Origin of the sequence: Nonomuraea sp. NPDC049624 (assembly GCF_040675255.1) — a bacterium.
Lineage (GTDB): Bacteria > Actinomycetota > Actinomycetes > Streptosporangiales > Streptosporangiaceae > Nonomuraea.
Genome location: NZ_JBFAOR010000008.1, coordinates 270,301 through 294,856 on the forward strand (window position 1 = coordinate 270,301; position 24,556 = coordinate 294,856).

The following is a 24,556-nucleotide window of genomic DNA, read 5'->3' on the forward strand; positions in this document are numbered from 1 at the left end:
ACCTGGGAGGCGTCTTGCGCCGCGTTGTCTGCCCGGGGTCGTTCGACCCCATCACCAATGGCCATCTCGACATCATCGGCCGGTCGGCCCGCCTGTACGACGAGGTGGTCGTGGCGGTCCTCATCAACATCGAGAAGAGCAGCCTGTTCACGGTCGACGAACGGATCGAGATCCTTCAGACCGTGACGAAGGAGTACCCCAACGTCAAGGTGCAGAAGTTCCACGGCCTGCTGGTGGACTTCTGCAAGCACAACGACATCCCCGCCATCGTCAAGGGCATCAGGGTCGTCAGCGACTTCGACTACGAGCTGCAGATGGCCCAGCTCAACTACCGTCTCTCGGGCGTCGAGACGCTCTTCATGCCCACCAATCCCGAGTACTCCTTCCTGTCCTCCAGCCGGGTCAAGGAGATCGCGCGGTATGGTGGCGACGTGTCCGGCCTGGTCCCTGACCTGGTGCACAAGCTGCTCATCGAGCGTCTCAGGGGCTGACCGCGACCTGGTATCCTTTCATTTCGGCCTTGTACGACGGCGAGCGTCTTCGCCATGCCTAGCGAGAGCAGGATGACTCAGCACCTCGACCCCCGCTCCCCTTGGGTGCTCTCCACTCATGACCTGGGGAAGCGACCGGGCACGATGCGGCAGATGACCCTGTCCCTTCCGGCACCGGCTAACCTCGGCGTCGACATGATCGGTGTCCCCAAGGACGCCGAAGTCGAGCTGGACCTCCGGCTCGAAGCAGTGATGGAAGGCGTGCTCGTCTCGGGCACGGCGCACGCCCCGCTCGCCGGGGAGTGCGCGCGGTGCCTTGACCCGATCACCTCGGACATCGAGGTCGATCTGCAGGAGCTGTTCTTCTACTCCGACGAGGACGCCTCGGAGGACGACTCACTGCTCGACGGGGAGCTGCTCGACCTCGAGCCGACGTTCCGTGACGCGGTGGTGCTCGCACTGCCGCTGAGCCCCGTGTGCCGCGAGGACTGCGAGGGGCTCTGCACGGAGTGCGGGATCAAGCTGGCCGAGGCCGGCGCCGATCACCGGCACGAGAAGATCGATGCCCGCTGGGCGTCGTTGCAAGGTCTGATTTCCGAGAACGATAACGATCAGGAGAAGTGACGTGGCCGTCCCGAAGCGAAAGATGTCGCGGAGCAACACCCGCGCCCGTCGCTCCCAGTGGAAGACGACTGCTGTCGCCCTGGTGAGCTGCCCGCAGTGCCGTTCGCCCAAGCAGCCGCACATCGCGTGCCCCACCTGCGGCACCTACAACCGTCGTCAGGTCATCGAGCCGTCCGCCTGATCACACTGACAGCAGGCCCGCCCGTCATGCCGGCGGCGGGTTTCACCGTCAGCAGTTGACGTGATGCCGACCGGGTGCCATTGTGCCTCGGTCGGCGTTAACGTCTGTAGATGCGTACGGCGGCGGTTCGCCCGCGGCCGTGGTGGACGCCGGGGCTACCCGTTACCCCGACGCCCACCACGTTTTCGGGCATCTTCCGCGGCCGCCTTGTGAAGATGTCCGAGGAGGAAACACGTGGGAGCAGGTCCTAAGCCGGTGGCCGTGGAGGTCGCCAGGGAAGAGCTGCAGCGGGTCCTGGTCGTCGGCCTCGACCCCGACATCCTCGAGCGGGCCCTGACGCACCGCTCCTACGCCTACGAGAACGGCGGCCTGCCCACCAACGAGCGCCTGGAGTTCCTCGGCGACTCGGTGCTGGGTCTCGTGGTCACCGACACCCTCTACCGCAACCACCCCGACCTGCCCGAGGGGCAGCTCGCCAAGCTGCGCGCCGCCGTGGTCAACATGCGCGCGCTGGCCGACGTCGCCCGCAACCTGGGGCTCGGCCGGTTCCTGCGGCTCGGCAGGGGCGAGGAGGGCACCGGCGGGCGCGACAAGTCCTCGATCCTGGCCGACACGCTGGAGGCGCTGATCGGCGCGATCTACGTGGACAAGGGCCTCGACGAGGCGTTCCGGGTCGTCCACCTGCTGTTCGACCCGCTGATCGTGCGCTCGGCCTCGCTGGGCGCGGGGCTCGACTGGAAGACGTCCCTGCAGGAGCTCACCGCCTCCGAGGCGCTCGGCGTGCCCGAGTACCACGTCGAGGAGAGCGGCCCCGACCACGCCAAGTCGTTCACGGCCATGGTGCGGGTGGGCGGCGAGTCCTACGGCTCGGGCAGCGGGCGCAGCAAGAAGGAGGCCGAGCAGCAGGCGGCCGAGGCGGCCTGGACGCGCATCCGGGCCCGCCGCGAGCAGCGCGAGAGCCAGCCCGCGAGCTGACCCCGGCCTACGGGAAGCCCCGGCCCGCGTCCGGCGTTGTGACTGCGGATCCGTCCCCGCCGCGGCATGCCCCGCGGCCGGGGAAGTCGAGAGGACGGTTGGTGCACGGTGCCTGAGCTGCCAGAGGTCGAGGTCGTCAGGCGCGGCCTGGCGCAATGGGTCGTCGGCCGCGAGATCGCCGCCGCGGAGGTGCTCCACCCGCGCGCGATCAGGCGGCACGTCCCCGGGGCCGACGAGTTCACCGCCCGCCTGAAGGGCCGTACGGTGTTGTCGGCCGAGCGCCGCGGCAAATACCTGTGGCTGCCCCTGTCGGGCGGCGAGGAGGCCCTGCTGGCCCATCTGGGCATGAGCGGCCAGCTGCTCGTCGTCGATCCGCAGACGCCCCCCGAGAAACATTTGCGCGTCCGCCTCCGCTTCGAGGACGGCGGCCCCGACCTGCGCTTCGTCGACCAGCGCACGTTCGGCCACGTCATGCTGACCCCGCTCGTCGGCGGTGTGCCCGCGCCGATCGCGCACATCGCGCCCGACCCGTTCGAGGCGTCGTTCGACGAGGCGGAGTTCACCCGCCGGCTCAGGGCCAGACGCACCGAGATCAAACGGGCGCTGCTGGACCAGTCGCTGATCAGCGGCGTCGGCAACATCTACGCCGACGAGGCGTTGTGGATCGCCCGGCTCCACTGGGCCCGTCCCACCGGGACGCTCACCCGTCCGAAGATCGCCGAGCTGCTGGCCGGCGTGCGCACGGTGATGGGCGCCGCCCTCCAGCAGGGCGGCACCTCCTTCGACAGCCTCTACGTCAACGTCAACGGCGAGAGCGGCTACTTCGACCGGTCGCTGGAGGTCTACGGCCGCCGCGACCTGCCGTGCTCGCGCTGCGGCACGCCCATCAGGCGGGAGGCGTTCATGAACCGGTCGTCGTACTCCTGCCCCAAATGCCAGCGAAAGCCGCGGTGAGCAGGGCCAGCGCGGCGCCCAGCCACATCACCGACGAGATCGACACGCCGTCCACCACCCGGCCGCCGACGAACGAGCCGAGCGCGATGGAGACGTTGAACGCCCCCACGAACAGCGCGGTGCCCAGCTCGCCGCCGCCCGAACGCATGATCCACAGCTGCAGCGCCACGCCGACGCCGCCGTAGCCGAGACCCCACACGACGAGCATGACCAGCGGCAGCCCGACCAGCGCCAGCGCCGCCGTGGAAGCCGCGATGAGCAGAGCCAGGACGATCAGCACCGGCTTGGGGTCCCGGGCCGCCCTGGCGCCCGCGACGAAGTTGCCGACGACGCCGGCCGCGCCGTACACCAGCAGGGCGACGCTGACCAGGCCGGGGCCGGCGTCCGCGACCTGCTCCAGGAACGGCCGGACGTAGGTGTAGGCCGCGAAGTGCCCGGTGATGATCAGCACGGTCGCCGCCAGCACGACCCGCAGCGCCCCCGGCAGCGGCGCGCGGGAGCCGCCGGAGGCGTCCTCGCCCGGCATCGGCGGCAGCACGACGGCCAGCAGCCCGAGCAGCACCAGCGCCAGCCCGCCCATGACCGCGAACGACGTGCGCCACCCCGCCGCCGAGGCGATGAGCGTGCCCGCCGGCACGCCGAGCACCGAGGCCACCGACACGCCGCCGAGGATCACCGACGTGGCCCTGCCCACCGAGCGCTCGGGCACCAGCCGCAGGCCCAGCCCGGCCGCGAAGGCCCAGAACCCGCCGATGCTGATGCCGGTCAGCACCCGCGCGCCCAGCATGACGGGGAAGCTCGTCGCGAACGCCGCCGCCAGGTTGGCCACCGCGAGCAACGCCATCAGGCCGAGCAGGGGGACGCGCCGGTCCAGCCGCCGGGTGGCCAGGGCCAGCACGGGGGCCGAGACGGCCGCGACCAGCCCCGGCAGCGACACCATCAGCCCGGCCGTGCCGTCGGACACCCCCAGACTGGCGGCGATCGAGGTCAACAGGCCGACGGGCAGCATCTCGCTGGTCACGATGGTGAAGGTGCCCACCGCGACCGCGAGGACGGCGAGCCAGCGGGCCCGCGCGACGGTGGAGGTCTCAAGAGTCGTCATGCCGTTCAGCCTCCTCATCGGCCGGGAGGGGAACAATGACGAAGCTCGAAGCCTTGCTTTAGGCAGGCTAAGTGATCGCGTCCGGGGGAGTGGCATGGAGTTCAGGGAACTGGAGTGCTTCGTCGTGCTGAGCGAGGAGCTGCACTTCGCGCGTACGGCCGAGCGCCTCTATCTGTCGCCCGGCCGGGTGAGCCAGCTCATCGGGTCGCTGGAGACCCGGATCGGCGGCCGCCTGTTCGACCGCACCAGCAGGCGGGTGGGCCTGACGCCGCTCGGCCGGCGCTTCCTGGCCGACCTGCGGCCCGCCTACGACGGCATGGCGGCGGCCGTGTCGCGGGCCACGGCCTCGGCGCGGGAGGTCGCGGGCCTGCTGCGGGTGGGGTTCCTGGCCACGCCGACCGAGATCGTCACCGGCAGCGTGGCGGCGTTCGAGCGGCGGTATCCCGGCTGCATGGTGGAGCTGGTCGAGGTGCCGCTCTCCGACCCGTTCAGCAAGCTGCGCGAGGGGCGGGTGGATCTGACGTTCACGCTGCTCCCGCTTGAGGAGCCCGACCTGGAGGGCGGCGCCGAGCTGAACCACTGCCCGGTCGAGCTGGGGCTGTCGGTACGCCATCCGCTGGCCGGCCGCGCCGTCCTCGACGCCGAGGAGCTGGCCTCGGTGGCCCTGTTCGGCCTCGACGACCCCGCGCCGCGCCGCTGGCAGGAGCACATCGCCCCCACCCTCACCCCGTCCGGACGGCCGATCGCGCGGGCCGGCTCGGTGGCCACCACCCAGGAGGGCCTGACGCAGGTCGCGCTGAACCGCGGCGGCATGCTCTTCTGCAAGCCGAGCGCCGACCACCATCGCCGTCCCGACATCGCGTTCGTGCCGGTCGACGGCCTGCCTCCGTCGATCCTGGGCCTGGCCTGGCTGCGCGCCGGACGTACGGCCTCGATCCTGGCCTTCAACGAGTTGGCCATGGAAGTCGTACGGCGGCATGAGACGGTGGCGGCATGACGGATACGAAGAGTAATGGCGACAAAGGTTCGGAAAACGTCCGAGTAACCGCCTGGGTGCGGGGGAGGGTCCAGGGGGTGGGCTTCCGGTGGTGGACGCGCGCGAGGGCGTTGGAGCTCGGCCTGACCGGCTGGGCGCGGAACACCGACGACGGCCGGGTCGAGGTCGTCGCGGAGGGCCCGCGGGAGGCGTGCGTCAAGCTGTTGGAGCTGCTCAAAGGTTGCGACACGCCGGGAAGGGTCGATGGAGTAGTGGAACGATGGAGTGAACCCCGAGGTAGTTTGGGCGGTTTTGTAGAGCGGTAGTCGCTTTTGCTAAACGGCCCAAATAGGGTATAGTTGTATGTCGGGAGTGCCTATCAGTAGGGCGTTGCGGTTGGATCGACTTGACCGCCCACACTGCCGGTGCGACTCTTGTTAAGTACCACGCGCACCCCTCCCGCGGAATAGAAGTGCGCGAACCAGTCTGGTCACTCAGCGTGGAGGACCCTTTACCATGGCGAAGGCTCTACTCGGCCACGTCGGCGGTCCTGACCCTCGGATGGTCTCGGAGATGCGCCGCTTGCAGCAGCGTATCCGGGATCTGGAGGCAGAACTCATCCGACTTCAGGCCACGAATGACGCTCTTGCGGCGCAAACCCGCGACGAAGCGCTCAGTCGCTTGCAGGAGCGCGAGCCGGCACTCACCTGAGAGTGATCGGAGCGCAAGACCCAGGGACGTCTCGAAGAGGCGTCCCTTGTTATTTTCCCTGGTGAAAAAGCGCTGGTCATCGACATGCCCACGAGCGGCGGCCGGGACCAGTAGGCTTTTCCGAAGCCCGTTCAGCCGAGGCCGGGGAGGAGGGTCGGCGTTTGTACCTGAAGAGCCTCACCCTGCGCGGCTTCAAGTCCTTCGCCTCCGCGACCGCCCTGCGCCTCGAACCCGGCATCACGTGCGTCGTCGGCCCCAACGGCTCGGGCAAGTCCAACGTCGTCGACGCCCTGGCCTGGGTCATGGGCGAGCACAGCGCCAAGTCGCTGCGCGGCGGCAAGATGGAGGACGTCATCTTCGCCGGCACCTCCTCCAGGCCGCCCCTGGGCCGGGCCGAGGTGACGCTGACCATCGACAACTCCGACGGCGCGCTGCCGATCGACTACACCGAGGTCACGATCAGCCGGCTGATGTTCCGCTCGGGGCAGAGCGAATACGCCATCAACGGCGACACCTGCCGCCTGCTCGACATCCAGGAGCTGCTGTCCGACTCGGGCATCGGCCGCGAGATGCACGTCATCGTCGGCCAGGGCCAGCTCGACGCCGTGCTGCACGCCGGGCCCGAAGACCGCCGCGCCTTCATCGAAGAGGCCGCGGGCGTGCTCAAACACCGCAAGCGCAAGGAAAAGGCGCTGCGCAAGCTCGACTCCATGCAGGCCAACCTCACCCGCGTCCAGGACCTCGCCACCGAGCTGCGCCGCCAGCTCAAGCCGCTCGGCCGCCAGGCGGAGATCGCCCGCAAGGCCGCCGTCATCCAGGCCGACCTGCGCGACGCCCGGCTGCGGCTGCTCGCCGACGACCTGTGCATCCTGCGCGCCACGCTCGAACGCGAGGCCGCCGACGAGGCCGCCGTCACCGCCCGGCGCAACCAGGTCGAGGCCGAGCTGGCCGAGGGCCAGCAGCGTGAGGCCGCCCTGGAGGCCGCCGAGGCCGAGACCCAGCCCCGGCTGAGCGCCGCCCAGGAGACCTTCTTCCGGCTCTCCTCCCTGCGCGAGCGCATCACCGGCCTGGAACAGCTCGCCGCCGAACGCCACCGCCACGCCCTCGACGCCGCCGCCATCGAACGCCGCGGCCGCGACCCGGAAGACCTCGAACGCGAGGCGGGCGAGGCGCGCGAGCAGGAGCACATCCTGCGGGCCGAGCTCGAACACGCCCAGGAGCTGCTGGCCGAGGCCGTCGAGCGGCGGGCCGCGGCCGAGGCCGAGCTGGGCGCGGAGGAGCGGCGCCTGGCGATGGCCGCCCGCGCCGCCGCCGACCGCCGCGAGGGCCTGGCCAAGCTGCGCGGCCAGGTCGACTCCGTGCGCAGCAGGGCACGCGCGGCCGAGGAGGAGATCGGGCGGCTGGAGAAGGCCGTGGCCGACGCCGCCGAGCGCGAGCGGCAGGCCCTGGCCGACCTGGAGAACGAGCGGGCCGAGGAGCCCGCGGCCGATCCGGCGCTGGCCGAGGAGCTGGCCACCGCCCAGGCCGTGGTCGAGGAGGCCAGGGCCGCCGCCGAGGAGGCCCGCGTGGCCGCCGACGAGGCCAAGGCCGGGCTCGGCGCGCCGCGGGCCGCCGTCCAGGCCGCCAAGGCTGGGGTCGCCACGGCCCGCGCCGCCGACCAGGAGGCCCAGCGCTCGGTGGCCGCGCTGCGGGCCCGCCGCGACGCCCTGGAGCTGGGCCTGGCCAAGGGCGACGGCGGCGCCGCGCTGCTCGACGCCGACCTGGCCGGGGTGCTGGGCCCGCTGGCCGCCTCGATGCAGGTCACGCCGGGCGCGGAGCTGGCCGTTGCCGCCGTGCTCGGCCCGGTCGCCGAGTCCGTCGCGGTCAAGACGCTCGACACCGCCGTCGAGGCGCTCGGCCTGCTGCGCGGCGCCGACGCCGGGCAGGTCACGCTGCTGGTCGCCGAGACCGGGGTTTCGGACACCGCGCATCACTCCCAGGTTGCGCGATCCCGGCCCGCCGCGCCCGAGGGCGGGCGGTGGGCCGCCGATCTGGTCACCGTGCCCGACGAGCTGCGGCCGGCGCTCGACCACGTCCTGGCGAAGGTCGTCGTGGTCGCCGACCTCGAAGCGGCCCGTGAGCTGGTGGGGCGGCGTCCCGAGCTGCGGGTGGTGACCGAGGACGGCGACGTGCTCGGGGCCCATGTGGCCGGTGGCGGGTCGGCCGGCGGCACCTCCGTCCTGCAGGTGCGGGCGGCGCTCGACGAGGCCGTCCGCGACCTGCGGGTGGCCGAGGCCACGGCGGAGGCGACGGCCGAGGCGCTCGACCAGGCGATCGAGGCCGAGCAGGCGGCCCAGACGGCCGTCGAGGCGGCCCAGGCGCACGTCAACGAGGCCCAGAGCGCGGTCACCGCGGCCCAGGCCCGGGTGAGCGCCGCGCAGGGCGTCCTCGACCAGGTCAGGGCCCGCCAGCGGGAGGCCGACCAGCGCAACGCGGCGGCGGCCAGACGGCTGGCCCAGCTGGAGGCCGCCGCGCACGCCGCCCACGCCGAGGCCGAACGCCTGGCCCGCAGCGTCACCGCAGCCCAGGGCTCCCGTACCGAAGGGCTGGCGGAGCTGGCCGAGCTGGAGATCCGGCTGGCCGAGGCCGAATACGCCCAGGAGCTGGAGACCGAGCCCACCACCGACCTGCGCGACGACCTGGCCGCCACGTGCGAGACGGCCCGGCAGCGCGAGATGGACACCCGCCTGCAGGTGCGCACCGCCGAGGAGCGCGTCAAGGGCATCGAGGGCCGCGCCGACGGCCTGCTGCGGGCCGCCCAGCGCGAGCGCCAGGAACGCGCCCAGGCCGCCGCTCAGCGGGCCAGGCGCCGGCGGCAGGCCGTGCTGGCCGAGGCGGTCAGCAAGGGCGCCAGGCAGGTGCTCGAGGCGCTCGCCTCCTCGATCCGGCTCGCCTCCCGCGAGCGTGACGACGCCGACCTCGCCCGCGTCGCCGTCGACGCCGAGCTCAAGCAGGTCCGCGTGCGCGTGCGTGAGCTGGGCCAGGAGCTCGACAAGCTGGTCAACCGGGTCCACGGGAGCGAGGTGGCCCGCACCGAGCAGCGCCTGCGGCTGGAGCAGCTCCAGGAGCGGGCGATGGAGGAGTTCGGCGTCGAGGTCGAGGCGCTGGTCTCCGAGTACGGCCCCGACGCGCCCGTCCCCGGCGACCCGCCGGTCCCGTACGTCCGGGAGGAGCAGGAGAAGCGGGCCAGGGCCGCCGAGCGGCAGATGACCCAGCTCGGCAAGGTCAACCCGCTGGCGCTGGAGGAGTTCGCCGCGCTGGAGGAGCGCCACGCCTTCCTGACCTCGCAGCTGGAGGATCTCAAGAAGACCCGGCGCGACCTGCTGACCGTGGTCAAGGAGGTCGACGACCGCGTCGAGCAGATGTTCGCCTCGGCCTACGAGGACGTCGCCCGCGAGTTCGAGCAGATCTTCGGCCGGGTCTTCCCCGGCGGCGACGGGCGGCTCGTGCTCACCGACCCCACCGACATGCTCACCACGGGCATCGAGGTCGAGGCCAGGCCGCCGGGCAAGAAGGTCAAGCGGCTGTCCCTGCTGTCGGGTGGCGAGCGCTCGCTGACCGCGGTGGCGTTCCTGATCTCCATCTTCAAGGCGCGGCCCTCGCCCTTCTACGTGATGGACGAGGTCGAGGCCGCCCTCGACGACACCAACACCCAGCGGCTGCTGACCCTGTTCGAGGAGTTGCGGCAGAGCTCCCAGCTCATCGTCATCACCCACAACAAGCGCACGATGGAGATCGCCGACGCCCTCTACGGCGTGTCGATGCGCGGCGACGGCGTGACCCAGGTGGTCAGCCAGCGCCTGCGGGAGCGCGAATCCGCCTGATCCGGCCTGTCATCATCCGTGTGCCTTGGGCATGACCATGCCGGTCGATCTGGAAAACTGACATCTTGTGGATGGTTACCTCGGCGTCATAGTGATCGTGGCCGTCGTCGCCCTGCTGGCGGCCGGCGGCCTCTTCCTGCTGTTCAGGCCGGGTGGCAAGGCGGCGCCGCCCGTGCCGCCGCCGGAGGCGCCGCCGCTTCCGGAGGAGGAGAAGCGGCCCGCCGGCCCGGTCGAGGAGGCCGACGGCGCGGTCACCACGGTGCCGCCGCCGGTCCAGCCGGCCGAGCCGATGGTCATCGCGCCCGAGGTCGAGGTGCCGCCGCCATCCGCCGGGCGGATGGTGCGGCTGCGCTCGCGCCTGGCGCGTTCGCAGAGCGCCCTCGGCCGCGGCCTGCTGGAGCTGCTGTCCCGCGACCGGCTCGACGACGACGTCTGGGACGAGATCGAGGAGAGCCTGATCACCGCCGACGTGGGCGTCGCCCCGACCCGCGCGATGGTCGAGGAGCTGCGTACCAAGGTCAAGGTGCTGGGCAGCCGCACGCCCGCGGAGGTCAGGGCCCTGCTGCGCGAGCAGCTTCTCGCCCAGGTCAACCCCGACCTCGACCGCAGCCTGCACGTGCAGAAGCACGGCGAGCGGCCCGCCGTGGTCCTGGTCGTGGGCGTCAACGGCACGGGCAAGACCACCACCACCGGCAAGCTCGCCCGCTCGCTCATCGGCGACGGCAAGACGGTCGTGCTCGGCGCGGCCGACACCTTCCGCGCGGCGGCGGCCGACCAGCTCCAGACGTGGGGTGAGCGGGTCGGCGCCGAGACCGTGCGCGGGCCGGAGGGCGGCGACCCGGCCTCGGTGGCCTTCGACGCCACGGCCAAGGGCATCGAGGACAAGGTCGACGTCGTCATCGTCGACACCGCGGGCCGCCTGCACACCAAGACCGGCCTGATGGACGAGCTGGGCAAGGTCAAGCGGGTCATCGAGAAGAAGGCCACGGTCGACGAGGTGCTGCTCGTCCTCGACGCCACCACCGGCCAGAACGGCATGCGCCAGGCCCAGGTGTTCGCCGAGGTGGTCAACATCACCGGCATCGCGCTCACCAAGCTCGACGGCACCGCCAAGGGCGGCATCGTGATCTCCGTGCAGCGCGAGCTGGGCGTGCCGGTCAAGCTCGTGGGGCTCGGCGAGGGGCCCGACGATCTGGCGCCTTTCGACCCGGATGTCTTCGTGGACGCGATTCTGGGCGACTGACCCCGTTTATCGGCCATGTCCTAATTCATGCCGAAATAGCCATTACCAGAAAAGTCTTGAGTCGTTAGTTAGCTTTGTGCTGACATGTTCGGGTTATCCGCGATCACGTAAGGGATGCCCATGAAGAAGATCGTCGTCCATCGCCCCGGGACTGTCAGGCCCTCCACGCTCGCCTCGCCGCGGCACAGCGTTTGACCTGTCTCTGGGTCGGCGTTTCCACGCGGGAACGCCGACCGTTGGGAAGGGGGCGGTCGTGAGGACGATCGCCCTGGACGCCGACCGCCGGGCAGCCGGGCCGTACACGCTGGCCGCCGGGCTGCTCGACCTTCTGGTCCCCGAGGCGCTCGACCGGCGGCCCGACCTGGTCGCCGCCCATGACGTGGAGCTCCGGGTCGCGGCGCCCCGCCTGCGGCCGCTCGTGCCGGCGCGCAGGCGCTCGCTCGCCGACGACCTGCCGAGGGGGCAGCGCATCCTCATCCCGGGGGCGCGGCGCAGCCTCAGGATCGCCAACGGGCTGGCCGAGTTCGTCCGCGAGCTGCTGGCCGTCACGGGGCCGCTCACGCTCGTCGTGTCGAACCTGGGCGAGGCCGACCACACCGACCGCGAGCTGGTCGAGGTGCTGCGCCGCCGGCTCGACCCCGGGCTGCTGCGCGTCGAGGAGGGCCCGTCGTCGCCGGGCGAGGGCCCGCTGTGCGCCGACTTCGACCGCTACCGAGACGAGGGCTTCCATCACGCGATGGTGGAGTCGGGCACCGAGGCGCTGCGCGGCATGGCCTACGAGGACGACCCCGAAGGGTGGCGGACCCTCGTGCAGCGCGTCGCCGCGGCCCTGGAGGCGGTGGAGCGCGAGGAGGAGGCCCGCGCGCTCTACGACCGCGCCAGGCGCCTAAGCACCGACCCCAAGCACCGGGCCACCATCGCCTACGCCACCGCGATGATCCTGGTACGCCACCACGACCCCGCCCGCCGCGACCCCGGCGAGGCGATGGCGTGGATCAACGAGGCCGTCACGATCACGTCGTTGCTGCCCGACCCGCGCGAACGCGCCTTCCACCTCGGCTTCGACCTCAACGGCAAGGCCCTGGTGGAGCTGCGCGCCGGCCGTCCGGACGCCGCGCTGCGGCTGGTCGAGCAGGCCATCGCCCTGGCCGACGAGCACCTGGCGGACGAGCACCCGATCCACCGGCTCGTGCTGCGCGCCAACAGGGCCCAGCTGCTGGCCGGCGCCGGCCGGCACGAGGAGGCGCTGGCCGACTACACGGCGGCGATCGACGCCGACCCCGGCTATCCGGACTACTACCTCGACCGGGGCAACCTGCTGAACAAGCTGGGCAGACCGGAGGAGGCGCTGGCCGACTACGAGGCCGTCATGCGGCTCAGCCCGCCCTTCCCCGAGGCGTACTACAACCGCTCGGAGCTGCGGTTCGCGGCCGGCGACCTGGACGGCGCCCGCGCCGACCTCGACCGCACGCTGGAGCTCGACCCCGACTTCGCCCCCGCGTACGTGAACAGGTGCGGCCTGCTCGCCCTCCACGGCGAGTACGAGCAGGCCAGGCGGGACGTGCGGCGCGGCCTCGCGCTCCGGCCGCGCGACGCCCACCTGCTCTGCGTGCTGGGCCAGGTGGAGACGGCCCAGGGCCGCCACCCGGAGGCGTACGCGGCCTTCGACGCCGCGCTGGAGATCGACCCCGACCTGGCCGCCGCGTGGGGGAACCGGGCCGTGCTCGCCTTCGAACGCGGCGACCCCGACGGCGCGCTGTCCGACCTGACCCGCGCGCTGAAGCTGACCGAGACGGCCGAGCTGCTGTTCAACCGGGCGATGGTCCACCGCGAGCTGGGACGGGCGAAGGAGGCCAGGCAGGACCTGCTCAGAGCCGCCGAACTGGCCCCCGGCGACCCGGACGTCGGGCGGGCGCTGGCCGAGGGGTGACCGGGACGGGCGGCGGGCCGGTGTCCGGGTGCGGGCACCGGAGGGTGACCGAGACGGGCAGCGGGCCGGTGTCCGGATGCCGGCCCGGTCCGCCGAGCTGCCGGGCCGCCGCAGCGGGCGTGGCGTCGTCGCCGGGTCAGGCTCGCGTGGCCGCGAGCGGCCCGATCGGCACCACGAGAGGGGTGCCCGCGACCGGATCCTCGATGACCTTCGCGTCCAGCTCGAACACCTCGCGCAGCAGCTCCTCGGTCAGCACCTCGTGCGGGGCGCCGGCGGCCACGACCTTGCCGGCGCGCATGGCCACCAGCCGGTCGGCGTAGCGCGCGGCCAGGTTGAGGTCGTGCAGGACCATGACGACCGTGCGGCCGGCCTCCTCGTGCAGGTGCCGGACGAGCTCCAGCACCTCCACCTGGTGGGCCAGGTCGAGGAACGTGGTGGGCTCGTCGAGCAGCAGCAGGTCGGTGCCCTGGGCCAGGGCCATGGAGATCCACGCCCGCTGCCGCTGGCCGCCCGACAGCTCGTCGAGCGGGCGTTCGGCGAGGTCGGCCAGGCCGGTCATGGTCAGCGCCGCGGCGACGGCCGACTCGTCGTCGGAGGACCACTGCCGATACCACGTCTGGTGCGGATGCCGGCCCCTGGCGACCAGGTCGGCCACGGTGAGCCCTTCGGGGGCGGAGGGCGCCTGCGGCAGCACGCCGAGGATCTTGGCCACCTCGCGGGTGGGGATGGCGTCGATGCGCTTGCCGTCCAGCAGCACCTGGCCGCCCTGGGGCTTGAGCAGGCGGCCGAGCGCGCGCAGGAGGGTGGACTTGCCGCAGCCGTTCGGGCCGATGATGGTGGTCACCGTGCCCGCCTCGACGCCCAGGTCGAGGCCGTCCACGATGGTCCGGTCGCCGTAGCCGAGCTTGACGCCCGCGGCCTGCAGCCTCATTTGCGTGCCCTCCAGATCAGGTGGATCAGGTACGGTGCGCCCAGCACGGCCGTGACGATGCCGACGGGCAGTTCGATCGGGGAGAAGACGGTCCGGGCGATCAGGTCGGCGCCCGCGGTGAGCACGGCCCCGGTGACCGCCGAGCACAGCAGCGGCGGCCGGGCCGAGCGGGCCAGCCGGAGCGCGATCTGCGGCGCGGCCAGGGCCACGAACGCGATCGGCCCGGCCGAGGCGGTGGCCACCGCGGCCAGCAGCACGGCGGCCAGGATCAGCAGGGCGCGGGCCGCGTTCACCCGCACGCCGAGGGCGGTGACCACGTCGTCGCCGAAGCGCAGCGCGTCGAGCGAGCGGGTGCCGAGCAGGGTGGCCGGGACGAGCACCGCCAGCGCGAGCGCCACGGGCACCACGTGCTCCCAGCCGCGGCCGTTGAGCGAGCCGCTGATCCAGACCATGGCCCGGCCGGTGTCGTTGACGTCGCCGACGGTCAGCAGCCAGAACTTCACGTTCGTGAACACGGCGGCCACGCCGATGCCGACCAGGACCAGGCGGTAGCCGTCCAGGCCGCGCCGCCAGGCCAGGCCGTAGACGACGGACGCCCCGAGCAGGCCGCCGAGCAGGGCGAGCGCGGGGATGCCCAGGTCGGCCAGCAGGCCGCTGGCGCCGCCGTAGGCGCTGCCGCTGGCCACCACGCCGGCCACGACGGTGACCGAGGCGCCGGTCGTGACGCCGAGGATCTCGGGGCTGGCCAGCGGGTTGCGGGCGATGGACTGGATGATCGCGCCGGACAGCGCGAGCGCGGCGCCGACCAGGGCGCCGGTCAGGGCGCGCGGCAGGCGTAGCTCCATGATGACGAAGTGGGCTGGGCTGTCGACGTCGAAGGTGCCCCGGAGCACCTCCGCCAGGCTCATCGGCAGGTCGCCGATGCGCATGTTCAGCGCCATGAGCACGAGCAGGAGCGCCAGGCCGGTCACGCCGACGCCGACGGCGCGCAGGCGCAGCCGCCAGGACAGGGCGCCGAGGCGCAGGGGGAGCGCGGTCATAGCCGTACCGGCTTTCTGCGGCGGACCAGGGCGACGAAGAAGGGCGCGCCGATCAGCGCGAGGACCACGCCGACCTCCAGCTCGCCCGGCGGGGCGACCACGCGGCCGATCACGTCGGCGACCAGCAGCAACGCCGCCCCGACCAGCCCCGAGTACGGCAGCAGCCACCGGTGGTCGGTGCCCGACAGCGGCCGGGCCAGGTGCGGCACGATCAGGCCCACGAACGCCAGCGAGCCGCAGGCCGCCACCGCCGCGCCCGACAGCAGGGTGACGGCGGCGACGCCGACCGTCCTGGTCAGCGCGATGTTCTGGCCGAGCGAGCGAGCGACGTCCTCGCCGAGCGACAGGGCGTTCAGGCCCGGGGCGTTGACCAGGGCCAGCAGCAGGCCGGCGACGATGAACGGGAGCACCTGCCAGACCACGTCGGGGCCCCTGGCGGCGATGGAGCCGGACTGCCAGAAGCGGAAGACGTCCATGGCCTGCTCGTCGAGGAGCACGATGGCCGAGGTCATGGCGTACAGCAGGGCGCTGACCGCGGTGCCGGCCAGGGCCAGCGTGACCGGCGTCGGGCCGCCCCTGCCGCCCGTCATGCCGAGCGCGAACACCGCCACGCTGGCCACCAGCGCGCCCGCCAGGCCGAACCAGATGTAGGCGAGCAGGCTGGAGGCGCCGAGCAGGATGATCGAGGCCACCATGGCGAACGCCGCGCCCTGCGTGACGCCCAGCAGGCCGGGGTCGGCGAGCGGGTTGCGCGTGTGGCCCTGCATGAGGGCGCCCGCGACGCCGAGCGCGATCCCGGCCAGCACCCCGAGCACGGTACGCGGTACGCGCAGCGAGCGGATGATGATGTCGTTCTCGCTGCCCGTGGGCGCGGTGAGAGCCTGCCAGGCGTCGCCCGGCGGCACGGACTTCGAGCCGACCGTGATGCTCAGCACCACCCCGGCCGCGACGGCGGCGAGGAGGAGGAGCAGGAGGACGAGCCGCCGGCGCCGGATGCCGTGGAGGCGGGGCGCGAGCGCGGTCACCAGTTTCCTCCCCTTGTTTGCCCGATCGTGGTGAAGTATGCCAGGTTAGGCAGGGCTAACCTAATTTAGGTTCGCCTTACTTCGAGAAAGGGTTCCGATGAGAGCGTGGCGGGTGCTGGCCGGTGTGCTGCTGGTGGCGGGGGTGGCCGCGTGCGGCTCGACGGAGCCGGCGGCCACGCCGTCGGCAGACTCGTCGGCAGACCCGGCGGCCAGGACGATCGAGCACGCGATGGGCTCGACCAAGATCTCCGGGCAGCCCAAGCGGGTCGTCGCGCTCGACCAGAGCTTCGTGGACGCGGTGCTCACGCTGGAGACCCCCGTGATCGGCTACACCACCTACCGGTCGATCGACGCCAAGCTGCCCGACTACCTCGGCCCGCTCGTCGCCCGGTACGGCAAGGAGGCGACCCCGGTCGGCACGCTGGAGCAGCCCAGCCTGGAGAAGATCGCCGCGCTCAAGCCCGACCTGATCGTCTCGGCCAAGGTCCGCCACGAGGCCCTGTACGACAAGCTGTCGAAGATCGCGCCGACCGTCTTCAGCGAGACGACCGGCGCCATCTGGAAGGAGAACCTGCGGCTCATGGGCCGCGCCCTGGGCAAGGAGGAGCTGGCCGACTCCCGGATCAAGGCGTTCGAGGAGCGCGCGGGCACGATCGGGGCCGCGATCAAGGAGAAGGCGGGCGGGAAGCTGCCGACCGTCTCGATCGTGCGCTTCGCCGGTGAGCCCACCGTCCGGCTCTACGTCGAGAAGTCCTACTCCGGGGTGGTGCTGAAGGACGTCGGCTTCCCCCGCCCGCAGGGCCAGCCGACCAAGGACGACGCCATCGCCGTGGACGTCAGCCAGGAGCGCATCGCCGACCTCGACGCCGACCACATCTTCGTCGCCACCTACCCCGACCCGGCCAGCGACGGCCCCAAGGAGAAGTTCGTCGGCAACCCGCTGTGGGGGCGGCTCAAGGGGGACAAGCACGAGGTCAGCGACCTGACCTGGATGAGCGCCGTGGGCATCCAGGGCGCCCACGCCATCCTGGACGACCTGGCCAAGACCTTCTCGGTCGACCCCGCCAAGGCGGCCTAGGGCGCTCAGCGCGGCAGGAACGCCCGCAGGCCGGCCAGGTGGGGTTCGAGGTCGAGCCCCTGGCCGGCCAGCCACTCCGGGTTGTCGTAGGTGCCCTTGTAGCGGTCGCCGCGGTCGCAGATCAGGGTGACGACGCTGCCCTGGACGCCCGCTTCGCGCATCTCCCCGACGAGCTCGACGCACGCCGCCATGTTCGTCCCGGTGGAGCCGCCGACGTCCAGGCCGGTGACCTCGCGGGTCCAGTGCATGGCGGCGATCGAGCGGGCGTCGGGGACGGCGATCATGCGGTCGATCACGCTGGGCAGGAACGACGGCTCCACCCGGGGACGCCCGATGCCCTCGATCCGCGACCCCGAGGCCGTCACCGTGGGGTCGCCGGAGACCCAGCCGGGGTAGAACGCCGAGCCCTCCGGGTCGACCACGGCCAGGCGGGTGGGGTGGCGGCGGTAGCGGATGTAGCGGCCGATGGTGGACGACGTGCCGCCGGTGCCGGCGCCGACGACGATCCAGGCGGGCTCGGGATGCGGCTCCATGGACATCTGGGAATAGATCGACTCGGCGATGTTGTTGTTGCCACGCCAGTCGGTCGCGCGTTCGGCGTAGGTGAACTGGTCCATGAAGTGGCCCCCGGTCTCGGCGGCCAGCCGGTGAGATTCGTCATAGATCGCCCCGGGGTCGGCGACGAGGTGACATTTCCCGCCGTAGAACTCGATGAGATGGCACTTCTCGGGCGACGTGGACGCGGGCATGACGGCGATGAACGGCAGCCCGAGCAACCGGGCGAAATACGCCTCGCTGACCGCGGTCGAGCCGCTGGACGCCTCCACGATCGTGGTGGCCGGGCCGATCCAGCCGTTGGCGAGGCCGTACAGGAACAGGGACCGCGCGAGCCGGTGCTTGAGTGAACCGGTCGGGTGCACCGATTCGTCTTTCAGGTAGAGGTTTACGCCCCAGTGCGAGGGAAGCGGAAAGACGTGCAGGTGAGTGTCACAACTTCGGTTGGCGTCGGCCTCCACCTTGCGGATGGCCTCCGCCACCCACCGACGTGTCCCCGTGTCGTGACGGTCCACAGATTCCATGTCCATACGCTATCCCCTGTGACTCTGACCACTATTCCTATGAAATTGGGTGGGTAGTGTTATGATAATGAGACTTGTCCGGCCGTGGACGTGACCACGCACGCCGCGAGCCAGATGGACGACAAACCCCTTCTGACCTATGCGGACTCTCCTAACGCGTCCCTTACCCGGGAGTTGCGAGGATGAGGAACGCTGTCAGGCGGCTTGTGCCGAACGGGGGATAGCGCAAGGGGGAATGAATTGATCACTATGACCGATGAGCAGCGCCAGGACTGGTTCGAGCGCGATGTCGTGCCCGTGACGTCGCAGCTGTTCGCTTCCGCCATGCGCCTGACCCGTAACGCCGCCGACGCCGAGGACCTGGTGCAGGAGACGGTCGCCAAGGCGTACACGTCCTACCACCAGTTCCGCGAGGGCACCAACCTCAAGGCGTGGCTGCACCGCATCCTCACCAACAACTTCATCAACGACTACCGCAAGAAGCAGCGCTCGCCGAAGTTGTCGGCCGCCGAGGACATCGAGGACTGGCAGCTGCACGCCGCCGAGTCCCACACCTCGACGGGTCTGCGCTCGGCCGAGACCGAGGCGCTCGACCGGCTGCCCGACAGCGTCGTGATGAACGCTCTGCGCTCCCTGCCCGAGGACTTCCGCGTGGCCGTCTACCTGGCCGACGTCGAGGGGTTCGCGTACAAGGAGATCGCCGAGCGCATGGGGACGCCCATCGGCACCGTGATGTCCCGTCTGCACCGTGGCCGCCGCCAGCTCCGCGGCATGCTGGAGGACTACGCGCGGGAGGAGGGCGCCGTGCGCCTTCCCGCCCCCCGCGCCGCGGCCTAGGGCGAGTTCAGGGACAGGCGAAGGCGGACGCGTAACACGCCTGCTTCGTCGCGCAGCTGCACCCGGTCGCAGAGCTGCCGGCTGATCCAGAGCCCGTACCCCCGCGGGGACTCGGGCTCCGGCGGTATGTAGCCCGGCAGGGGGTCGTCGAGCACCCCGCCGGGATCGGCGATCTCGCAGACGAGGTCGCGCTTCTCCACCCACATCGTGATGGTGCCGAACCCGGCGCCGTGCTCGACGCAGTTCGCGGCGATCTCCGAGACGCTGAGCACCAGCGAGGAGATGAGGTTGCGGTCCATGCCGGCCGTCCTGGCGTAGTCGCCGACGGTCTGGCGCAGGCGCTTGAGCTCGCGGGCCGTGAACCGCACCAGGCAGGCCCCGGGGCCCGGCTCGGGGAACGGCGCGTCGTCGCCGTCGAGCACCAGCTCGTGGGGCTGGACGAATCGCCCGCTGGTCGCCTCGCTCCCCGCCTCCAGCACCAGGGGATGGACGACCGGGGTGAGCTCGCGGACGGGCTCGGGCACGTCGCGCAGGTCGTACAGGCACATCATGACGGACGGGGCCGCGGCCAGGGCGGCGTTGACGACCGAGTCGTAGCGGATGAGGTCCTGGATCCGCGGCTCGCTCAGCTCCGCCCAGACGGGCTCCCCGACGACCAGGGTGGGCCGGCCGCGGGTGTACTCGTGGTAGGCGGCCAGCATCCGGTGGGGGTGGTCGTACCAGGCGCCGGCCGGGCGGCTGTCGATGCGCCGCGCGTCGCCGTCGAGGGCCTCGGCCAGCAGCGCCAGCCGGTCGGGGCGGTTGACGACCAGCACGCGCCGGTCTTCGTCCAGCGCGGTTCGCACGCGCGGCACGACGAGGTCGAGGAAGGCCCGATCGGAGTCGTACGGTACCGCGACGTGCTTCAGCGACTGTGCCCGCTCCCGGCGCACGGCCGAAACGTAACAAGGGCGGCCCGGCCGCGCAACGGCGGAAGCCGACCAAAAACGTCGAACGGCCTGCGCGTGACTCCCCGGAGTTTCATGATTACTCCATGTCTTGGACGGCTGATGCCCGTTGCTGGGTACATCTGTTGTGTACGGAAACGTCGGCAGGGGGTGGCGTGTGACCGAAGCCCGCGCGGCGGCGGAGAAACTCCAGGCGGAGCTGCACGGGCTGGGAGTCACCAGCGCGTACGAGGTGGGGGACGGAGCGACCATCTCGGTCTGGATAGGTCTCGTCGTGCACTACAGGGACGGTTTTTACCGTTGGCAGGAAGGTCCGGTTAAACGTCGTCATCTGGGTACGGATCCGGTTGGATGTGCCATGCGCGTGGCGCGCCGCTACAAGGAGCTGCACGCGGATATCCCACTCTGGTGGGACGACCTGGCCAGGGAACTACGGGGGAGACCGGTCCAGGACTATCCGTAAGGCCCCCGCGTGCGGTGTTTCGGGGGAAAACATGCGCATTTGGGCTTTGCCATTCGTCCTGATCGTTCTCGTGGGCTGCGCCGCCCAGCCGGTGCCGCGCCGACATTCCGCCATGATCCGGCCGCAGGTCAGTCCTGAGGTCCTGGCCAAGCGGCTGATCGCGCAGCAGGCCGACTGGCCGCGCAGCCGCAGGTTCGACTGCGGAAAGATCAAGTGTGTGGCCCTGACCTTCGACGACGGTCCAGGGCCCTACACCGGCAAGCTGCTCGACCTGTTGCACCAGCGCCACGTCAGGGCCACGTTCTTCGTGCTGGGGGAGATGGTGGCCGCCGACAGCGGCGGCCGGATCACCCGCCGCATCGTGGACGAGGGTCACGAGATCGGCAACCACTCCTGGTCCCATCCGTCGCTGACCGGCCTGTCCCGCGAGGGCGTGCGCAACGAGCTGGGGCACACCGACGAGCTCGTCCACCGGCTGACCGGGGTCAAGATGCGGGTGATGCGCCCGCCGTACGGCAGCACCGACGACGCCGTCGCCGCCGAGACCCGCCGCGAGGGCCTGGCCCAGATCCTGTGGGACGTCGACACCCTCGACTGGCTGCACCGCGAGCCCGCCGCCGTGGTCAGGCGGGCCGACACCGCCAAGGCGGGGTCGATCGTGCTCATGCACGACATCCACCCCACCACGGTCGAGGCCGTGCCGAAGGTGATCGACACCCTCGCCAGGAAGGGCTACACGTTCGTCACGATCTCGGAGCTGTACGGCCGCCCGCCCACGCCGGGCCGCACGTACACCGCACGGTGAGCGGCATGGCACCCTTGGGCCATGGCTTTCACCGGCTTCCCCGACGAGGCGTTCATCTTCTACGAGGGCCTGGAGGCGGACAACTCCAAGCATTACTTCACCCGCCACAAGCACCTCTACGAGGACGCGGTGCGCGGGCCCATGACGGAGCTCACCGACGAGCTGGCCGCCGAGTTCGGCCCGGCCCAGCTCTTCCGGCCCTACCGTGACGTGCGCTTCTCCAAGGACAAGACGCCGTACAAGACCCATCAGGGCGCCTTCGTCGACCTGATGCCCGGCATCGGCTACTACGTCGAGATCAGCGCCGCCGGCCTGTACGTCGCCGGCGGCCGCTACACCCAGGCCGCCGACCAGATCGCCCGCTACCGCGCGGCCGTGGACGAGGACGTCACCGGCAAGCCGCTGGAGTCGATCACGGCCCGGCTCGCCGACGCCGGCTACACGATCGGCGGCGACCGGCTGAAGACCAGGCCGCGCGGCTTCGACGAGGACCACCCGCGCATCGAGCTGCTGCGCCACAGGTCCCTGTACGCGGGCGTCCGCCACGAGCCGGAGCCGTGGGTGCACACGGCCGAGGTGCGCGGCCGCGTCGAGCGGGCCTGGCGCGACTTCGCCGCGCTGGTCGACTGGCAGTGCGCGCACGTCAGGGGCAGCGAGCTGCCGCGCCGCTGAGCCTCACCGCTGGCTCGTGGTGACCTGGTCGCCCTTCAGGATGCGGTCGACCGTCTGGCCGGCCGCCGAGCTGGCCGCCGTCGTGCCCACGGCCAGCGCCAGGGCCAGGGTCGGCGCGGCCAGGCTGCGCACGCTGCGCAGGTTGCGCACCCTGGCCCACGGCTCGCCGGCCAGGTGCATGATCCGCCACTCCCAGAACAGCCCGAGCCCGACGCAGACCATCATCACCTGCCCCACCACGATGGCCACGACCTGCGCCTTGTCCAGGGCGCCGATGTCCGGCTCGACCAGCGTCGACAGGTAGCCGGCCAGGCTGGTCAGCAGGGCCGCGACGGCCAGGTGCAGGGCCTTGGTCATCGGCTGGGTGCCCCTGACACATGGGTAGAAGTAGCCGAACAGGAAGCCGAACGCGGGCAGGGTGAGCAGGTAGCGGCCGTCGAACAGGAAGCTGGTCAGGTCCGCGCCCTCCGGCCGGCCGTAGACCAGCGCGAAGGGCAGGCTGAGCAGCAGGCTGACGGTGAACGCCGACACGCCGTTGTGCCAGGGCGTGCAGCCGGCCGCCGTGGCGAAGGCGGTCTCGGGATGGCGGCCGTGCTCGCGCAGCGCCGACTCCAGCGACTGCCGCCGCTGGTCGAACTCGGCCATCGACATGTCCGCGGCCAGCCTGGTCCGTCCCGCGCGGTACAGCTCCTGCTCGGCGAGCAGCAGCAGGCGCCGGTGCAGGGCCGCGCGGACGAACTGCCGGTGCTCCTCCTGCGTGTCCGGCTCCACGACGGACGCGGGCGGCCCGGCCAGCAGCCAGCGCGCGGTCAGCCAGGCCACGATCGAGGTGATGGCCAGCAGCGGCAGCGGCACGTCGATGTCGGCCAGCGTCGTGCTGCCGCCGGGCGTGATGTAGAGCACCATCAGCACGACGACCATCGTCGACTCGGCGGCGGGGTCGCGCATCGCCGCCGGCCGGCAGCCCAGCCGCCACAGCCGCAGCACCAGCATCACGAACCCGAGCAGCAGCAGCCCGAGCACCCCGCGGACCAGCGGGTCCAGCGGCAGGCTCCCGATCGTCGGGACGGCCGCCCGCGGCACGGCCAGGCTCCACGACCCCGCGTCCAGCCATTCCGTGGGCCAGCCCTGCACCAGCAGGCTCACCACGACGGCGCCCACCACCGCGCCCCGGCTCCACCGCCTGGTCGCCACGGTGACCGCCGCCACGGGGATCATCGCCCAGCTCAGCGCCAGCAGCAGCCGGACGCTGTCGGGCGGGTACACGCCGTCCAGGAGCGCCCGCAGCCACAGGGCCAGCGCCAGCAGCCCGACCGCGGCCTCGGCCCACAGCGCGGCCAGGCGCACGACCACCGGCCTGACCCCGAGGTCCACGCTGAAGCCGACCGCCGCGCCCGCCGCCGCCAGGGCCGCGACGGCTCCGCCGGTCAGCAGCACGCGTCCGGGGAGCTGGCCGTGCAGCCACGACCAGCTCAGCATGCCGAGCCCGACCAGCAGGCCGAGCCCGGTCACCGTGAGCAGGTCGCGGCCGGTCCACGGCGGGCTGGTGGGCAGCACCCGTCCGGCGTGCCGCAGGGCCATCACCGGCACGGCGACGAACAGGATCACGTACCCGACCGGCGACCACTCCGCGGCGACCAGCGGGATCAGCAGGGCCGGCGCGGCGATGGCCAGGCCGACGACCAGCTCCCTGTTGGGCACCCGCTGCCACCACCGCCGGCCGAGCGAGCGCACCAGGAACACCGCCAGCGCGCACGCCGTGAGCACGCCGAGCGCGGTGGCCCAGGAGAAGTCGTCCTCCTCGGCGACGTCGGGGAAGCCGTAGGAGCCGGGGGCCAGCGTCAGGCTCACCGGGTAGGCGCCGACGGAGAAGCGCAGCAGGCCGCGCTCCTGCCGTTCCGGCTGGATGCCCTCGACGCGCAGCACGGTCCACTCGCCGGGCAGGACGGTGACCGTGCGCACCACGACGATCAGCGGGAGCGCGGTCGGCGAGGTGAAATCGAGCCGGAGCAGCCCGTCGACCTTGACCTGACGCAGCAGCGTCACGGTGAACTCGGCCGTGACGTGCCCCGGCGAGGAGACGATGAGCGGCGCGAGCCGGGTGGTGGGCGCCAGGCTCTGGCCGTCCGCCTTGAGCGCGCCGAACCCGGAGTCGGTCACCTGCGGCAGCGTGCCGGGGAAGCCGCCGCCCTGGCGCAGCGCCTCGGCCAGCGGGTCGTCGGGACGCAGGCCCAGCCGGTGCCTGACGGTGATCCTGACCTGACGCTGCCGGGGATCAATCCGCCCCTCGGGGACGGCGCCGAGGTCGGCCGCGCGGGCCGGGGCGACCGAGACCTCGGTGGCGGCCGTACGGGCCCATCCGGCGGCCGGGTCGGCGCGGGCGGCGGCGGCCGCCCAGGGGTTGGTCACGACGGTGCTCTTGGGCCTGTCGGACCCGGTCACGGGTCTGGCTGCGATGGTGCACCAAACAATCGCCCCGAACGACACCAGAGCCAGCCCGAATGAAATCGCCATCCGGAGCTTTCCCACAATGGGGATGATTCTCCGGCATGCCGAAATGTTCTATGGCATAGGGTCACGGTGTTATCACAGATGGTCTCATGACCGCGTTTCTTTACACCGTGACCCG

At 71.8% G+C, this 24,556-nt stretch carries 23 protein-coding genes; 16 read left to right on the forward strand and 7 right to left on the reverse strand.

Annotation, left to right across the window (positions count from 1 at the left end):
- Window positions 1-14: 14 nt before the first annotated feature.
- From coaD to mutM, 5 genes are all read left to right on the forward strand, one after another.
- Window positions 15-491: a pantetheine-phosphate adenylyltransferase gene (gene coaD, locus AB0J76_RS32315; protein ID WP_352324821.1), complete on the forward strand. Its 477-nt coding sequence runs from the start codon at window positions 15-17 to the stop codon at window positions 489-491.
- Window positions 492-563: 72 nt separating this feature from the next.
- The gene (locus AB0J76_RS32320) at window positions 564-1,115 is read left to right on the forward strand and encodes a YceD family protein (protein WP_352324820.1); all 552 of its coding nucleotides are present in this window, start codon (window positions 564-566) and stop codon (window positions 1,113-1,115) included.
- Window position 1,116: 1 nt separating this feature from the next.
- Window positions 1,117-1,296: a 50S ribosomal protein L32 gene (gene rpmF, locus AB0J76_RS32325; protein WP_033409409.1), complete on the forward strand. Its 180-nt coding sequence runs from the start codon at window positions 1,117-1,119 to the stop codon at window positions 1,294-1,296.
- Between the two features lie 255 nt (window positions 1,297-1,551).
- Window positions 1,552-2,271: a ribonuclease III gene (rnc, locus tag AB0J76_RS32330; RefSeq protein WP_352324836.1), complete on the forward strand. Its 720-nt coding sequence runs from the start codon at window positions 1,552-1,554 to the stop codon at window positions 2,269-2,271.
- Window positions 2,272-2,379: 108 nt separating this feature from the next.
- A complete protein-coding gene (gene mutM, locus AB0J76_RS32335) occupies window positions 2,380-3,225 on the forward strand; it encodes a bifunctional DNA-formamidopyrimidine glycosylase/DNA-(apurinic or apyrimidinic site) lyase (RefSeq protein WP_352324818.1) in 846 nt (281 codons plus the stop codon).
- Here mutM and AB0J76_RS32340 read toward each other — a convergent pair.
- Complete coding sequence (locus AB0J76_RS32340; protein WP_352324817.1) at window positions 3,173-4,327, reverse strand: MFS transporter; 1,155 nt, start codon at window positions 4,325-4,327, stop codon at window positions 3,173-3,175. The two genes, mutM and AB0J76_RS32340, sit on opposite strands and share 53 nt — an antisense overlap.
- A gap of 94 nt (window positions 4,328-4,421) precedes the next feature.
- On the opposite strand from AB0J76_RS32340, the gene AB0J76_RS32345 reads away from it, so the two are divergent.
- The 6 genes from AB0J76_RS32345 to AB0J76_RS32370 all read left to right on the forward strand — a co-directional run bounded on the left by AB0J76_RS32345 (window position 4,422) and on the right by AB0J76_RS32370 (window position 13,050).
- Window positions 4,422-5,324 (forward strand): LysR family transcriptional regulator, encoded by a 903-nt coding sequence (locus tag AB0J76_RS32345; protein ID WP_352324816.1) that lies wholly within the window; start codon window positions 4,422-4,424, stop codon window positions 5,322-5,324.
- Window positions 5,321-5,629, forward strand: a complete 309-nt coding sequence (locus AB0J76_RS32350) for an acylphosphatase (RefSeq protein ID WP_352324815.1) — start codon at window positions 5,321-5,323, stop codon at window positions 5,627-5,629. The genes AB0J76_RS32345 and AB0J76_RS32350 overlap by 4 nt, the downstream gene beginning before the upstream one ends.
- Before the next feature lie 190 nt (window positions 5,630-5,819).
- A complete protein-coding gene (locus AB0J76_RS32355; RefSeq protein ID WP_026214481.1) occupies window positions 5,820-6,014 on the forward strand; it encodes a hypothetical protein in 195 nt (64 codons plus the stop codon).
- Window positions 6,015-6,175: 161 nt separating this feature from the next.
- Window positions 6,176-9,877 (forward strand): chromosome segregation protein SMC, encoded by a 3,702-nt coding sequence (gene smc / locus AB0J76_RS32360; RefSeq protein WP_364391532.1) that lies wholly within the window; start codon window positions 6,176-6,178, stop codon window positions 9,875-9,877.
- A 67-nt stretch (window positions 9,878-9,944) separates the two neighbouring features.
- Window positions 9,945-11,120, forward strand: coding sequence for a signal recognition particle-docking protein FtsY (gene ftsY / locus AB0J76_RS32365; RefSeq protein WP_352324838.1), 1,176 nt, complete (start codon window positions 9,945-9,947; stop codon window positions 11,118-11,120).
- Between the two features lie 253 nt (window positions 11,121-11,373).
- Entirely contained in the window at window positions 11,374-13,050 is a 1,677-nt protein-coding gene (locus AB0J76_RS32370) for a tetratricopeptide repeat protein (protein ID WP_352324839.1), read from the forward strand.
- 136 nt (window positions 13,051-13,186) lie between these two features.
- Here AB0J76_RS32370 and AB0J76_RS32375 read toward each other — a convergent pair whose 3' ends face one another.
- Genes AB0J76_RS32375 through AB0J76_RS32385 form a run of 3 tightly spaced genes read right to left on the reverse strand, consistent with a single transcriptional unit; the run spans window position 13,187 to window position 16,046 of the window.
- Window positions 13,187-13,981, reverse strand: a complete 795-nt coding sequence (locus AB0J76_RS32375) for an ABC transporter ATP-binding protein (RefSeq protein WP_352324840.1) — start codon at window positions 13,979-13,981, stop codon at window positions 13,187-13,189.
- Window positions 13,978-15,021, reverse strand: coding sequence for an iron chelate uptake ABC transporter family permease subunit (locus AB0J76_RS32380; RefSeq protein ID WP_352324841.1), 1,044 nt, complete (start codon window positions 15,019-15,021; stop codon window positions 13,978-13,980). The genes AB0J76_RS32375 and AB0J76_RS32380 overlap by 4 nt, the downstream gene beginning before the upstream one ends.
- Window positions 15,018-16,046, reverse strand: coding sequence for an iron ABC transporter permease (locus AB0J76_RS32385; protein ID WP_352324842.1), 1,029 nt, complete (start codon window positions 16,044-16,046; stop codon window positions 15,018-15,020). Before AB0J76_RS32385 ends, AB0J76_RS32380 begins: the two co-directional genes overlap by 4 nt.
- Before the next feature lie 97 nt (window positions 16,047-16,143).
- On the opposite strand from AB0J76_RS32385, the gene AB0J76_RS32390 reads away from it, so the two are divergent.
- Window positions 16,144-17,124 (forward strand): iron-siderophore ABC transporter substrate-binding protein, encoded by a 981-nt coding sequence (locus tag AB0J76_RS32390; protein WP_352324843.1) that lies wholly within the window; start codon window positions 16,144-16,146, stop codon window positions 17,122-17,124.
- Window positions 17,125-17,129: 5 nt separating this feature from the next.
- On the opposite strand, the gene AB0J76_RS32395 is transcribed toward AB0J76_RS32390, so the two are convergent.
- Entirely contained in the window at window positions 17,130-18,203 is a 1,074-nt protein-coding gene (locus tag AB0J76_RS32395; RefSeq protein ID WP_352324844.1) for a PLP-dependent cysteine synthase family protein, read from the reverse strand.
- Window positions 18,204-18,452: 249 nt separating this feature from the next.
- Here AB0J76_RS32395 and AB0J76_RS32400 point away from each other — a divergent pair, with 249 nt between their 5' ends.
- Complete coding sequence (locus tag AB0J76_RS32400) at window positions 18,453-19,040, forward strand: sigma-70 family RNA polymerase sigma factor (protein ID WP_352324845.1); 588 nt, start codon at window positions 18,453-18,455, stop codon at window positions 19,038-19,040.
- Here AB0J76_RS32400 and AB0J76_RS32405 read toward each other — a convergent pair.
- Complete coding sequence (locus AB0J76_RS32405) at window positions 19,037-19,972, reverse strand: sensor histidine kinase (protein ID WP_352324846.1); 936 nt, start codon at window positions 19,970-19,972, stop codon at window positions 19,037-19,039. The genes AB0J76_RS32400 and AB0J76_RS32405 overlap by 4 nt on opposite strands.
- A 172-nt stretch (window positions 19,973-20,144) precedes the next feature.
- On the opposite strand from AB0J76_RS32405, the gene AB0J76_RS32410 reads away from it, so the two are divergent.
- The 3 genes from AB0J76_RS32410 to AB0J76_RS32420 are packed head-to-tail and all read left to right on the forward strand — an operon-like array spanning window position 20,145 to window position 21,927.
- Window positions 20,145-20,450 (forward strand): hypothetical protein, encoded by a 306-nt coding sequence (locus AB0J76_RS32410; protein WP_352324847.1) that lies wholly within the window; start codon window positions 20,145-20,147, stop codon window positions 20,448-20,450.
- 46 nt (window positions 20,451-20,496) lie between these two features.
- Window positions 20,497-21,255: a polysaccharide deacetylase family protein gene (locus AB0J76_RS32415; RefSeq protein ID WP_352324848.1), complete on the forward strand. Its 759-nt coding sequence runs from the start codon at window positions 20,497-20,499 to the stop codon at window positions 21,253-21,255.
- 21 nt (window positions 21,256-21,276) lie between these two features.
- Entirely contained in the window at window positions 21,277-21,927 is a 651-nt protein-coding gene (locus AB0J76_RS32420; protein ID WP_352324849.1) for a DUF2461 domain-containing protein, read from the forward strand.
- 3 nt (window positions 21,928-21,930) lie between these two features.
- Here AB0J76_RS32420 and AB0J76_RS32425 read toward each other — a convergent pair whose 3' ends face one another.
- Window positions 21,931-24,369 (reverse strand): hypothetical protein, encoded by a 2,439-nt coding sequence (locus tag AB0J76_RS32425; RefSeq protein WP_352324850.1) that lies wholly within the window; start codon window positions 24,367-24,369, stop codon window positions 21,931-21,933.
- Window positions 24,370-24,556: the final 187 nt, after the last annotated feature.